We start from the raw sequence: 13536 nt of genomic DNA, 5'->3' as shown, positions 1-13536 counted from the left end.
ACCGTGTTGAGACTATCGCAGGCAAGCCCAGAGAGTGCAGCCTCCTGACAGCATTACGCTAATGCCGGAGATTTTTCAGCGAAACCTCAACCAGCTCTTTAGCCACTTCAACCTGGTGGAAGACGCCTTGAATCAATACCTCGGCCCGCGAGCCACTGTGTTCAAGGGCTTGTCGCGTGGCCGCAACCGCACACGCAAGGTGTTTGTAGGCATGCAGCAAGGCGACCTCTGAAGGAAGGTCCTGACGAACACGCAATACGGGAGGATCGGGCGTGAGCTTGATCATGGCGCAACTCCTGACTTTCAGTGGAGCTGCCACGAATCGCTGCTAAACGAGTTAGGTGGCAGCTGTACGCGGGTTAGCAGACCGGGAAGTCAGGCACCCGGCGCACCCGAGGGTGCCCCACGCACAGCCGCCATAACACGACATCGCAGGTACAAAAATACCCGCAACGGTTACAGAGACGCGATGCGCCTGACATTGAGATACGGGCGACTAAACCCGGTCGCTGAATAGGCAACGACTCGGCAAGACTAGTTCGCACCAATGACAGGCACAACGGCAAAAACGCCGGAAAAGTATGCTTGGGAAATGTCCTACTTGAAACAGCGAATTTTCACTTTCACTCACCAGCAAGCAGCAGCGACGGTGATGCATGCGCACGCTTGCGCTGCATCAGGTCTGCCGCCCGTGCCCGCAACTGGCCGCAACCACCGTCAATGTCCTGCCCCGCCGAGTTGCGTACTTTGGTCAACACGCCATTGCTGTGCAGGTAGCGCATGATCTGCTCGATGCGGTCCGCGTCAGGCCGCTGGAACTCATCGGCTTCCAGGCTGTTGTAGGGGATCACGTTCATGATCGCGTACTTGCCTTTGAGCAAGCGCAGAATCCCGTCCATTTCTTCCTGGCTGTCGTTGATGCCTTTGAGCAACGTCCACTGGTACTGAATCGGGTAGTCGATTTGCCGCGCATAGGCTTCGCCCAACTCGACCAGTTCTTCTGGGTCGATCCGCGGCGCGCGGGGCAGTAACTGCTGGCGCAGCGCCGCATTGGTGGTGTGCAGCGACAACGCCAACGCCGGCTTGACCTGCTGTTGCGGCAGGCGCTCAAACACGCGCAGGTCGCCCACGGTGGAAAACACCAGGTTACGCTGGCCGATGCCGCCTTCAGTTCCCAGCAGGTCGATAGCCTGCAGCACGTTGTCGAGGTTATGGGCGGGTTCGCCCATGCCCATGAAAACCACTTTCTTGACTGCACGGTAACGCCGGGCCAGTGCCACCTGCGCCAGGATCTCAGCGGTGCTCAATTGCCGCAGCAGGCCGCTTTTACCGGTCATGCAAAATACGCAACCCACCGCGCAGCCCACCTGGCTGGACACGCACAAACCACCGCGTGGCAGTAATACGCTTTCCACCTGCTGTCGGTCGGCCAGCTCCACCAGCAGGCGCGCCGAACCATCGCCACCGGGGTGCTCGGCACTGAGCCGCGCCAGGCCATCGAGCTCGGCGCTCAGCTGTGGCAGTGCCTGCCGCACGCTCAAGGGCAGGAAGTCTTCGGTTTTCTGGCGACGGGTGCCCGTGTCGAGCGGCGCGCCGCGCAGCCAGGCACGGGTGATACGCCCGATATGCACGGGCTTGGCGCCAAGGGCGGCGAGCCGCTGGTGGAAGTCTTGGATAGTCATGGGGCGCGCATGCTATCACCGCTTACACGCGGCGGGGAATCTGCAACAACACCCGCAAACCATCACTGCGACTGTCGAAATCCAGCGAGCCGGCACAACGCTGGACAATCGCCTGAACAATCGCCAGGCCCAAGCCACAACCATCGCTCTGGCCAGTGCGCCAGAAGCGCTGGGTCAGGTGCTCCAGGTGCTGTGCCGGAATACCCGGCCCGTGGTCCCGCACCCTGAAACCGACACGCTCACCGTCCACTTGCACCTGCAATTCCACCGGTGCACTGCCAACGGTGTGGCGCAGCGCATTTTCCAGCAGGTTGCGCAATGCCGCGACCGCCAGGGGCGATGGCATGTCCAGGTATAACTCACCCGCCCCTGGGGCCAGGTGCAGCGCAATACGCCTGGCGCCCTCCTGGCCGATGTCCTGAATCGCCTGCCGTGCGACATGTTCGGCGTTGCATTGCACGCCATCGTCGAACGACAGACTGCCCTCTACCCGCGCCAGCAGCAGTAATTGCTCCAGGGTACGGTGCATGCGGTCGGCGCCTTGCTCGGCATGCTCCAGCGCTTGCTCACGGACCGCACCATCGGTCATCCGCGCGACCTGCAAGTGGGTCTTGATCGCTGTCAGCGGGCTGCGCAACTCATGGGCGGCATCGTCGGTCAGCCTGCGCTCGCGTTCGAGGGTCTGGCCAATGCGCAGAAACAGCTGGTTCTGGGTTTCCAGCAACGGTTGCAGCTCACTGGGCATGGCCCGTAGCTGCAGGGGCTCAAGTGAATCGGGGCTGCGTTTACGCAAGGCATCGCGCATGCGGTTCAGCGGCGCCAAGCCCCTGCCCAAGCCCAGCCACAGCAGGCCCAGTGTACCGAACAAGGCCACCAGCACCGGCGCCGAAGCGGCCAGCAGGATCGAGCGATTCAAGGCTTCACGCTCTTGATGACGGTCCGCGGTGGTAATACGCACATCGCCACGGGCAAAGGTAAAGCTGCGCCAGGAGGCGCCGTCGATCATCTGATCATGAAAGCCGACCCGGTCGTCATCCAAAGGTTGCTCGCCGTGGCTGTGGTTGCGCGCCAGGATTTCACCACGCAGAGAGCTGACCTGACAGGCCATGCCATCGGGGACACTCAGCTGGTCCGCACTCAGTTGCGTGCCCTCGCCCTTGCTGGTCAACGGTTGCGGCAGCTGGTCGATCAGGCCAGCCACCATTCGCGCCGAAGCGACCAGCCGCTGATCGAGGGAAAACATCATTTGCTGGCGCAGGTCGCGCAGCATCCAGGCAGCAGCAAACGCCCAGATCACGACAAATGCCGTGCCGAGAATCAGGCTAAGGCGTAAACGCAGGCTCATCGCGCCGCCTCTTCAGGCAGTTGGGCGGGCCCCAGGCGATAGCCCAGCCCACGTACGGTTTCGACAATACCGCTGCCCAGTTTTCGCCGCAGGTGGTGGATATGCACGTTCAACGCATTGCTCTCGACTTCATCGCCGAACCCGTAGACGCTGTCCTTGAGTTGTTCGCTGGACAAGACACGGCCACGGTTATGCAACAGGGCATGGAGCAAGGCCTGCTCACGCCGGGACAGGTCCACCGGCTGCCCGCCCAGGCGGGCTTCGCGGCTGCTCGGGTCGTAACTCAAGGGGCCGTGCTCGATGATGTTCACCGCACGCCCCGCCATCCGCCGCATCAACGTATGCAGGCGTGCGGCAAGCTCACGCAGATCGAAGGGTTTGAGCAGGTAGTCATCGGAGCCGGCCTGCAGGCCATCGACCCGGTCGCTGACCGCGTCCCGTGCGGTGAGGATCAACACCGGCAAGGTCTCACCCTGCTGACGCAGACGGCGCAGTAGTTTCAACCCATCCTCATCGGGCAGGCCCAGATCGAGGACCATGACATCGAAGCTGGCGGCCTGGAGCATGGCCTGGGCCGCAGCCGCGCTGGCTACGCGGTCGACCGTCAGGCCTTGAGCGCCAAGCCCGGCGACGATACCGCTGGCGATCAGGTCATCATCCTCGCAAAGCAATACGTGCATGGTCAGTCTCGATCATAAAAGGCCCATTGGAGCGCAGGCGGATTAACCGAGGATTATGCCGCGTCAGCCTCGAACCGTCGCGCATCGGGCGACGGCCGTTTCTGCAGCCGGTTAACTTTGGGTTAATCACCCGGCGGCAAGCTGAATGAGTGATAGCGCTGACAAGGACCTGATATGCGCGTTTTTCTGATGACCCTGTTGGTACTGTTCAGCAACCTGAGCCTGGCCCAACCTTTCGCCAAGCCGTTTGCTCAACCGGACTTTCTGGCGGTCGACAAAGCCTTCGTGTTCAGCAGCGAACGGCTCGACTCTGGCCAGACGCGCCTGCACTGGCAGATCACCGACGGTTATTACCTGTATCAAAAGCGCCTGAAATTCGAGGGCTTGCCCACTGAACAACACCCCGCGCTGCCCGCGGCACAAACCCACACAGACGAGTTCTTCGGTGAAAGCCCGGTGTACCGAGGTGAACTTGAACTGATCTTGCCAGCCCATGCCAGTGGCCAACTGCGCGTCGGCTGGCAAGGCTGCGCCGACGCCGGCCTGTGCTACCCACCGCAAACCTCTACGGTGGCCCTCACCCCTGCCGATGCCGTTGACCGAGGGCGCGAACAGGCAAGCGACCAGGCCCTGGCCGGCGACCTGCAACATGGCACGCTGTTCTGGAGCCTGCTGGCCTTTCTTGGCTTGGGCGTACTGCTGGCGTTTACCCCCTGCTCCCTGCCCATGCTGCCGATCCTCGCCGGATTGGTGCTGGGTAACGGCGCCAGCGCTCGCCGTGGCTGGGCATTGGCAGCGGTGTATGTACTGAGCATGGCCCTGGTGTACGCCGGCCTGGGTGTGATCGCTGCCCTGCTGGGTGCCAACCTGCAGGCGTGGCTGCAACAACCCTGGCTGCTCGGCAGCCTGGCAGCCCTGTTCGTGGTGCTGGCCTTGCCAATGTTTGGCGCCTTCGAGTTGCAGCTACCCGCCTGGCTGCGAGATCGCCTTGAACGGGCCGGGCATAACACCCGTGGCGGCAACCTGTATGGTGCTGCGTTGCTGGGCGCCCTGTCGGGCCTGTTGATGGGGCCGTGCATGACCGCACCGCTGGCCGGTGCATTGCTCTACATCGCGCAAAGCGGCAATGCCGTGCAAGGCGCCCTGGTGCTGTTTGCCCTCGGCCTTGGCATGGGCCTGCCCTTGCTGTTGCTGGTCACCCTGGGTAACCGCTACCTGCCGCGACCGGGCGCCTGGATGGAGCGGGTGAAGGGGTTCTTCGGCTTTGTGTTCCTGGCCATGGCGCTCTACACCCTGCGGGCCGTGCTAGACCCGACGCTGTGGCTGGGCCTGGCCGGTGCCTGGCTGATCGCCCTGGGCTGGGCTGCCTGGACAACCTTGCAGGCCCAACGCCCGCTACAGGCATTGGCACTGCTGTTCGGGCTGTGGGGCAGCCTTATGGTGGTCGGTGCGGCAGCCGGTGGCAGCGATCCCTGGCGACCACTGGAGCCTTATACCAGTGCCAGCAACGCTGAAGCCCAGGCAACCCGCGCCGATGCCTTCACCACCGTCAGCGACCCGGCGAGCCTGCAGCGAGAGCTGGACGCCGCCACCGCCCAAGGGCAATGGGTGCTGCTGGACTACTACGCTGACTGGTGCGTGTCGTGCAAGGTCATGGAGAAACAGGTGTTCGCACGCGACGATGTGCTGGCAGCGCTGAACGGCGTACGCTTGCTGCGCCTGGACGTTACCGCCGACGCCCCGCCCAGCCGTGAACTGCTCAAGCGCTATGCGGTACCTGGCCCACCCAGCCTGATCTGGATCGGCCCCGAGGGCGACGAACGCCGGGCACGGCGCATCACCGGTGAAATCGATGCGCTGAACTTCCTGCAACACTGGTCTGAAACCCGGAGCCAAGGCTGATGCTGACTGTGAATATCGGGCCACTGGCTGTTGGCCTCGAGCACCTGCTGCTGTTCGGCGCACTGGCCATCGCCACTCTGGTCGGCTGGCGGGTAGCACGACGCAACGGCGACAACCCCGAGTCAACGCTGTTCAACCTGTTTTTGCTGGGTGTACTGGTAGCACGCTTGGCATTTGTCATTCACTACTGGTCGATCTACCAGGAAGACCCACTGCAAATCGTCGATATTCGCGATGGCGGCTTTCTGCTCTGGCCAGCGATTGTCGCGGTGCTGCTGGGCGCGCTCTGGCAAGGTTGGCGACAGCCACGGCTGCGCACGCCACTGGCTTGGGGGCTGTTGAGTGGCGGATTGTTCTGGGCACTGACAAGCCTCGCCAGCCACCTGTATGAACAGAACACGCAATTACCGCCCATCAGCCTGCGCGATGCACAAGGCCGTACGGTGGCGCTGAACGATTACCGTGGGCAACCGCTGGTGATCAACCTCTGGGCCACCTGGTGTCCGCCCTGCCGACGGGAAATGCCGGTGTTGCAACACGCCCAGCAAGAACGTCAGGACGTACTGTTTCTGTTCGTCAACCAAGGGGAGTCGCCACAAACCGTGAGTAACTTTCTGGCAACCACTGGCCTGAACCTGTCCCATGTACTGTTCGATTCAGGCGGTCAGTTGGGCCAGCAAGTGGGCTCCATGGCGCTGCCCACCACGTTGTTCTACACCGCCGACGGCCGCCTGCACGGTAGCCACCTGGGCGAACTGTCCAGGGCCAGCCTGAGCCACGCCCTGGAATCCTTTGAGCGCGCCAACGCCGCCTCCACTGTTTCAACAAGGAACACACCATGAAGATGCCTGCCACACTCGCCTTCAGCCTGGCCCTGGGGCTCGGCTTGCTGCCGACGTATGCCGTGCATGCCGAAACACTGCCCATGGCCATTCAGAAGATCGAGGCCAAAGGCGCAACCATCAAAGGTGAATTCGACGCGCCCAATGGCATGCGGGGTTTCGCCGCCGAGTACCAGAACCGCGGTATGGCTCTGTACCTGACGCCCGACGGCAAGCACGTGCTGGTCGGTAGCCTGTTCGATGAGCAAGGCAAGGACCTGAGCCTGGAGCCGCTGGAAAAGCTTGTATACGCACCAATGGCCAAAGCGATCTGGGCAAAACTGGACAAAACCAGCTGGATCGCCGATGGCAAGGCCGATGCCCCGCGTATCGTCTACATGTTCAGCGACCCCAACTGCCCCTACTGCAACCTGTTCTGGCAGCAGGCGCGGCCGTGGGTCGAATCCGGCAAGGTGCAGTTGCGGCACATCATGGTCGGCATCATCCGCGAAGACAGCCCGGCTAAATCCGCGGCACTGCTGGCCAGCAAAGACCCACAAAGCGCCCTGCAACAACATGAAAAGGCCGGCAAGGCCAGCACCCTCAAAGGGCTACCGAGCATCCCGGCCGAGGTACAGGCCAAGCTCGACGCCAACATGGCCCTGATGGATGAACTGGGGCTGTCAGCCACCCCGGCGATTTTCTACCTCGACGACAATCAGCAACTGCAGCAACAACAAGGTGCACCAGCGCCCGAGATGCTCGGCAAGATCTTCGGCAAGCGCTGAGTCGCAAGCCGGGGGCCGTGCAGCGGCCACAGGTTTGCGTCACGGCCCAACCCTCGGCAGAATGCGCCCCGGCCGGAATCAACCGGTCAGGGCCAGGGTACCGATGCAACACCCGTGGCCCATGGAGCCAGCATCTCAGGATGCTTCACACGGAGTGTTTACCCTATGCGTTCCCTGCTGTTGAAAAGCCTTGTCGTTGTCAGTGTGCTCGCGGTGGCGGCCTACGGTTACACCCGCTACGCCATGCGCTATGGCTCCGGCACTGCGCCTGACATGGCGACAGCAAGCGAGCAGGCCGACACCCTGATGGTCTACAAGGCGCAAAAACGCATGCAGTTGCTCAAAGACGGCGTGGTGCTCAAGGAATACAACATTTCCCTGGGCAAGAACCCGGTCGGCCACAAGCAGGCCGAAGGCGACGAGCGCACCCCTGAAGGCCGCTACACCATCGACTGGCGCAACGAGCAATCGATTGCCCACCTGAGCCTGCACATTTCCTATCCGAATGCCGAAGACAAGCAACGGGCTGCCGCGGCCAATGTCGAGCCGGGTGGCAACATCATGATCCACGGCCTGCTCAATGGCTGGGGCGGGATCGGCGAGTGGCATCGACGCTGGGACTGGACCAACGGCTGCATCGCCGTCACCAACGAAGAAGTGCGGGAGATCTGGTCACGGGTACCGAATGGCACGCCGATTGTGATCGCGCCATAACCCAGGCGGACATGCTGCAGCCACATCAACGGCACGCGATGTGGCTGTACATGTGCGAACCGATGGGTTGGGGCCGACGTTCAAAGCATGCCATACAACAACCGTCCAATCCGGGCATACCTGACTCGCCGCAACAACGTACGCACCTTCGGCGGATAATCGGTGAGGGAGTCCAATGCCGAGTAGCTATCAACCCGTGTGGTATGGCGTGAGAGCTGTGCAAGCTCTTCATCACGCTGCATGGCCCATTCAGCCTTGGGGTCGTCGATAAGCAAGGCATTTTCCAGGTCCAGCCGGAACCCACGGGGGTTCAGGTTATTGCCGGTCAAGAGGGTATAGCGTTGGTCTACCCACACCCCTTTCAAATGAAAACTGTGATTGCCGTCTTTCCACAATTGCAGATTCAACTGATGACGGGCAATGGCCTCATGATGCTTGCGGGCGAAACCACGCAGTTTGCTTTCGTAAAAGTAAGGCAGCGCAGCGCTCAACGTGAACGGCTCTTCGGGTGGGACAAAAAAATCATTGGCGGTCTTGTCGCCGATGATGATGTCAATGGTGACACCACGCTTGAGCGCACGTTCGATTTCGCGCGTCAGCACCGGCGCAAGGTTGAAATAAGGGGTACAGAGTGTGAGGCGCTTTTGGCTGGTGGCCACCAACTGGCACAGGGCTCGGTTCAGGGGGTTGTTCCTGCCAACACCCAGCAGCGGAATCACCCGCAGCCCACCATGCTCGCTGCTCCCTGCCGACGTATCATAGGCGGCACGCTTGAGGCGACTTCGGAAAGCCCTGATGGCCCGATGCAAAGTGCGCGATCTGGGTGGCGCGGGCACATCCAGTCGATGCGTCGCTTTGGAGCCCAGCAAGGCGTTTTGAATCAACGTCTGCACTGAGTCGGCCAGCGGTTTGTTGCGGAGTACGTGATAGCGATCCAGGCGGTACTTGTCGAACTTGTGCAGGTAGACGTTACTGATGCTGGCACCGCTGTAGATCACGCAGTCATCGATGATGCTGCCTTTCAAATGCAGCACGCCGAAGAGTTCTCGGGTTTGGATGGGCACGCCATAGACCGGCACGTCCACCTCGCGACGCATTCGTTCGGCGCGGTACCAGGCCGCGTTGCCTGGTTGCTTGCCTGCACCGAGCAAACCCCGCTGCGCGCGAAACCAGTCGACCACCACAACGATATCCAGCGTTGGACGGGCCGCCTTGGCTTGATAGAGGGCGTCGATGATTTCCTGACCGGACTCGTCCTGCTGCAGGTACAAGGCGGTGATGTAGATGCGTTGCTGAGCAGAGGCAATATGTTCAAGCAGACAACGTCGATAGTCGGCAGCCGTTGGCAGTATCGTGATCGCGTCGGCCGATAGATCAAAACCACGTAGCGCTGCAAGCCCAGTTTTTGGAGAGTAGAACCGCATAAGCCTCTCAAGATCGAAGTACTACGATGGTGTAGCTTTTTCAGATAAACGCCCTCCTGCAGGGATTTTGAAATGCCCTGCAGGAGCGACGTTAATCCACGAAACCATCACTCTATAACGTTTAGACCGAACTCGTTCGCTGCATCCTGCAACCACAGCCACCAGTAATCGGAGAAGCTGCGACGAATCAGCAGTTCCCAGGTGTCTTCGCTGCTGCGACGGATGACCAGTTGCGACTTGGCGAACACCGTACTGACCGCTTTGCCGACCGGGAAATTGTTCGGGTGCACGTCGTAGCTGGTGGACTTCATCAGCACTTCGCGCACGTTCGGGCCGCTCAGTTCCAGCAGGGTCTGGCCACCGCTGACGTTGACCACCTGAATGTGCTGGTCCTTGAGGGTGTCGCGCAGTTTCTGCTCGACGGCGAACTCCTGGCCACCGGGGACGATCAACAGCCACTCATCCGGGCCAAGCCACTGCAGCGACATGTCGCCGTTGGCGACCACGGTCAGGGCCACTGGCAACTCAAGGCCGATGGCCTTGAACACACCACCGGCGAAGGCCGGGTCGTGGCCGTTGCCACGAATAGTCAGGTGGCCCAGCAACTTCTTCTCGCGCAGGGTGACACCGGCGTTCTTGCGCCCCTTGCCAACTAGGCTCGGCAAGTCGGCGTGGGCCAGCGGCGATTGCGCCTTGGCGGCATTGCCTGGGTGTTGCTGGTAAACGTTGATTGCGCTCATTTCAAACCTGCCTGAAATATCAAATGCTGTAGGGCGATCCGTGTGGGGACGGCCGCGCCGGACCCACACGTGCGCGTCAATCCTTAAACGTTCTGCCGTTCGCCTTGCGGGTCGAAGAACACCGCTGAACAGATCTCCGCTTCGATCACGCTGCCATCGGCCTGCGGCGAGAACACGCGCTCGCCCATGCGCTTGAGGCCACCCTTGACCACACCCATCGCGAACGAATAGCCCAGCGAGTTGGCGGCGTAGCTGGAGGTCACGTGGCCGACCATGTCCATCGGGATCGGTTGCTTCGGATCGAACACCAGTTGCGCACCCTCAGGCAGCCACTGGGTCGGATTGACCGGCTTGAGGCCGACCAGTTGTTTGCGGTTTTCCCGTACGCAGTCCGCACGGTTCATGCCGCGACGGCCGATCCAGGAGAACGGCTTGGTCCGCCCGACACACCAACCCATGTTCAGGTCGTCCGGGGTCATCGAGCCGTCGGTGTCCTGGCCGACAATGATGAAGCCCTTCTCGGCCCGCAGTACGTGCATGGTTTCGGTGCCGTACGGGGTCAGGTTGTAGGGCTTGCCCGCTTCGACGATCTGCTCCAGCACGCCCATGGCGTAGTTGGCCTGGATGTTGATTTCGTACGACAGTTCACCGGTAAAGGAGATCCGGAAGACCCGCGCCGGTACCCCGCCCACCTTGCCTTCCTTCCAGCTCATGAACGGGAAGGCGTCTTTGTCCAGGTCGATATCGGTGACCTGCGACAGCAGTTTGCGGCTGTTCGGCCCGGACAGGGTCAGGGTCGCCCAGTGGTCGGTAACCGAGGTGAAGTACACCTTCAGGTCTGGCCATTCGGTTTGCTGATAGATCTCCAGCCACTGCAGTACGCGTGCCGCGCCGCCGGTGGTGGTGGTCATGACAAAGTGGTTCTCACCCAGGCACGCCGTGACACCGTCGTCGAAGACCATGCCGTCTTCTTTGCACATCAGGCCGTAACGGGCCTTGCCCACGTCCAGCTTGGTCCAGGCGTTGGTGTAGATGCGGTTGAGGAACTCACGGGCATCCGGGCCCTGGATATCGATCTTGCCCAGGGTCGAGGCGTCGAGCAGGCCGACGCTGTCACGCACCGCCTTGCACTCACGGGCAACGGCGGCATGGATATCTTCGCCTTTGCGCGGGAAGTACCACGGCCGTTTCCACTGGCCGACGTCTTCAAACTCGGCACCGTTTTTCACGTGCCAGGCATGCAGCGCGGTGAAGCGCACCGGTTCGAACAGGTGACCGCAATGCCGGCCCGCCACTGCACCGAAGGTGATCGGCGTGTAGTTCGGGCGGAACATGGTGGTGCCCATTTGCGCCACACCAATGCCCAGCGAACGGGCGGCGATGGCCAGGCCGTTGATGTTGCCGAGCTTGCCCTGGTCGGTACCAAAGCCCAGCGCGGTATAGCGTTTAACGTGCTCGACCGACTCAAAACCTTCGCGGGTGGCCAACTCGATAGCCGCGGCCGTCACGTCGTTCTGTTGGTCGACGAACTGCTTCGGTGCCCGTGCCGTGGGTTTGTCATGCGGCACCTGGAACAGCGGCACAGTGGCTTCTTCATGGCGCGCCAGCACCTTGGGCAGTACCCCGGTGACCGCCTTGAAACCGGCTTCGGTTGCAGCCCGTACACCGCCTTCAAAACCATCGGCCAGGGTATCGCCGAGGCTGTAGACACCGTTCACACCGCCGACGCAGACGCGTCTCTGCGGGGCATCGCCCGGCACGAAGCCGAGGATGTCTTCACGCCAGACCGGCTTGCCACCCAGGTGCGAAGCCAGGTGAACCACCGGGCTGTAGCCGCCCGAGCTGGCCACCAGGTCGCACTCGAGCCACTCGCCTGGGCTGGTCACGCTAAAGGCTCTCGCATTAATGGCCGCAACACGCGCCGAGGTGACCCGTTTGCTGCCTCGCGTCTCTATGACGGCACTGGACGTCAGGATACGAACCCCCCGTGCCCTCACCTCCTCTACCAACGCACCGCGCGGTGTATGACGGGCATCGGCCACGGCCACGACGGTCAGCCCGGCATCAAGCCAATCCAGCGCAACGCGGTAAGCGTGGTCGTTGTTGGTCGAAAGCACCAGTTTCTTGCCCGGTGCTACGCCGTAACGGCGTACGTAAGTCGATACGGCGCCAGCCAGCATGTTGCCCGGCACGTCGTTGTTGCCATACACCAGCGGACGCTCGTGGGCGCCTGTGGCCAGCACCACCTGCCGTGCACGCACGCGGTGGATACGCTGACGCACCTGCCCCAGTGGCGCGCGATCGCCCAGGTGGTCGGTCAGGCGCTCGTGGATGGTCAGGAAGTTGTGGTCGTGGTAGCCGTTCACGGTGGCCCGTGGCAGCAAGGTCACTTCGCGCATGCCCTTGAGTTCGGCCACGGCGGCCGCCACCCACTCCGCGGCAGGCTTGCCGTCGAGGCTTTCGCGGGTGTCGAGCAGGCTGCCGCCAAACTCTTCCTGCTCATCGGCAAGGATCACCCGGGCGCCGCTGCGGCCAGCCGCCAAGGCCGCTGCCAGGCCAGCCGGGCCGCCGCCAACCACCAGCACGTCACAGTGCTGGTTCATGTAATCGTAGGTGTCCGGGTCGTTTTCCAGCGGCGAACGGCCCAGGCCGGCCGCTTTGCGGATGTACTTCTCGTAGGTCATCCAGAACGACTGCGGGTACATGAAGGTCTTGTAGTAGAAGCCCGGGGGCATCAGCTTGCCACCGACCTTGCCCAGGATCCCCATCACGTCGTTGTTCACGCTCGGCCAGCCATTGGTGCTGGTGGCCACTAGGCCGGCATACAGTGCCTGCTGGGTAGCGCGCACGTTCGGCACCTGGGTGGCTTCGGTGGCACCGATCTGCAGGATCGCGTTCGGCTCTTCGGCACCGGCGGCGATGATCCCGCGAGGGCGCGAGTACTTGAAGCTGCGCCCGACGATGTCCACGCCGTTGGCCAGCAACGCGGCCGCCAGGGTGTCACCGGCATAGCCCTGATAGCTCTGGCCATTGAAGGTGAAGTTCAAGACTTTGCTGCGGTCGATACGACCGCCGTTGGACAGGCGATTGACCTGGCTCATACCTTTTCTCCCTGACCACTGACTGCCAACTGCGGGCTGGTGTTTTTGCCGGTCACTTGTGGCTTGGCGCCAATTGGATAGGTTTCCAGAATTTCGTAGGTCACCGTGTCACGGGTGGCATTGAAGTACTGGCGGCAACCGGCGGCGTGAATCCACAGTTCGTGGTGCAGGCCGCGTGGATTGTCGCGGAAGAACATGTAGGTGCCCCATTCCTCATCGGTGCAGGCATCCGGGTCGAGCGGGCGCGGGATGTGCGCCTGGCCAGCGGCGTGGAATTCCTCTTCGGAGCGCAGCTCGCCACAGTGGGGACAGAAGATGTGCAACATGGTCAGGTTCTCC

12 protein-coding genes are annotated in these 13536 nt (G+C 62.0%); 4 read left to right on the top strand and 8 right to left on the bottom strand.

Annotated elements, in window-relative coordinates:
- Positions 1–58: 58 nt before the first annotated feature.
- The 4 genes from ACZ9H3_RS00380 to ACZ9H3_RS00365 form a co-directional block, all read right to left on the bottom strand.
- Positions 59–286 carry a hypothetical protein gene (locus ACZ9H3_RS00380; protein WP_065761686.1) on the bottom strand — a complete coding sequence of 76 codons (228 nt, stop codon included), beginning with the start codon at positions 284–286 and terminating at the stop codon, positions 59–61.
- Between the two features lie 337 nt (positions 287–623).
- A complete protein-coding gene (locus ACZ9H3_RS00375; RefSeq protein ID WP_476218952.1) occupies positions 624–1682 on the bottom strand; it encodes an RNA methyltransferase in 1059 nt (352 codons plus the stop codon).
- A 22-nt stretch (positions 1683–1704) separates the two neighbouring features.
- Positions 1705–3027, bottom strand: a complete 1323-nt coding sequence (locus ACZ9H3_RS00370) for an ATP-binding protein (protein WP_330523990.1) — start codon at positions 3025–3027, stop codon at positions 1705–1707.
- Positions 3024–3707, bottom strand: a complete 684-nt coding sequence (locus tag ACZ9H3_RS00365) for a response regulator (protein ID WP_099773997.1) — start codon at positions 3705–3707, stop codon at positions 3024–3026. Before ACZ9H3_RS00365 ends, ACZ9H3_RS00370 begins: the two co-directional genes overlap by 4 nt.
- A gap of 189 nt (positions 3708–3896) precedes the next feature.
- Between ACZ9H3_RS00365 and dsbD the strand changes: the two genes are divergently transcribed.
- The 4 genes from dsbD (at position 3897) to ACZ9H3_RS00345 (ending at position 7932) form a co-directional block, all read left to right on the top strand.
- Complete coding sequence (gene dsbD, locus ACZ9H3_RS00360) at positions 3897–5609, top strand: protein-disulfide reductase DsbD (RefSeq protein ID WP_476222658.1); 1713 nt, start codon at positions 3897–3899, stop codon at positions 5607–5609.
- On the top strand, positions 5609–6451 hold the full coding sequence (locus ACZ9H3_RS00355) for a prolipoprotein diacylglyceryl transferase family protein (protein WP_476218949.1): 843 nt from the start codon (positions 5609–5611) through the stop codon (positions 6449–6451). The genes dsbD and ACZ9H3_RS00355 overlap by 1 nt, the downstream gene beginning before the upstream one ends.
- Positions 6448–7218, top strand: a complete 771-nt coding sequence (gene dsbG / locus ACZ9H3_RS00350; RefSeq protein ID WP_102053636.1) for a thiol:disulfide interchange protein DsbG — start codon at positions 6448–6450, stop codon at positions 7216–7218. The genes ACZ9H3_RS00355 and dsbG overlap by 4 nt, the downstream gene beginning before the upstream one ends.
- Positions 7219–7383: 165 nt before the next feature.
- Entirely contained in the window at positions 7384–7932 is a 549-nt protein-coding gene (locus ACZ9H3_RS00345; protein ID WP_176717477.1) for a L,D-transpeptidase family protein, read from the top strand.
- An 80-nt stretch (positions 7933–8012) separates the two neighbouring features.
- On the opposite strand, the gene pssA is transcribed toward ACZ9H3_RS00345, so the two are convergent.
- The 4 genes from pssA to ACZ9H3_RS00325 form a co-directional block, all read right to left on the bottom strand.
- Positions 8013–9356, bottom strand: coding sequence for a CDP-diacylglycerol--serine O-phosphatidyltransferase (gene pssA / locus ACZ9H3_RS00340; RefSeq protein ID WP_476218938.1), 1344 nt, complete (start codon positions 9354–9356; stop codon positions 8013–8015).
- Positions 9357–9463: 107 nt separating this feature from the next.
- Entirely contained in the window at positions 9464–10096 is a 633-nt protein-coding gene (locus ACZ9H3_RS00335) for a sarcosine oxidase subunit gamma (RefSeq protein ID WP_476218936.1), read from the bottom strand.
- Positions 10097–10179: 83 nt separating this feature from the next.
- Positions 10180–13197: a sarcosine oxidase subunit alpha gene (locus ACZ9H3_RS00330; RefSeq protein ID WP_476218934.1), complete on the bottom strand. Its 3018-nt coding sequence runs from the start codon at positions 13195–13197 to the stop codon at positions 10180–10182.
- The gene (locus ACZ9H3_RS00325) at positions 13194–13523 is read right to left on the bottom strand and encodes a sarcosine oxidase subunit delta (RefSeq protein WP_099773991.1); all 330 of its coding nucleotides are present in this window, start codon (positions 13521–13523) and stop codon (positions 13194–13196) included. The genes ACZ9H3_RS00330 and ACZ9H3_RS00325 overlap by 4 nt, the downstream gene beginning before the upstream one ends.
- Positions 13524–13536 lie beyond the last annotated feature (13 nt).

The organism is Pseudomonas sp. TE3910 (assembly GCF_056279025.1).
Note: the sequence above shows the minus strand (reverse complement) of the source record. Positions and strands in the feature narration are given on the sequence as shown.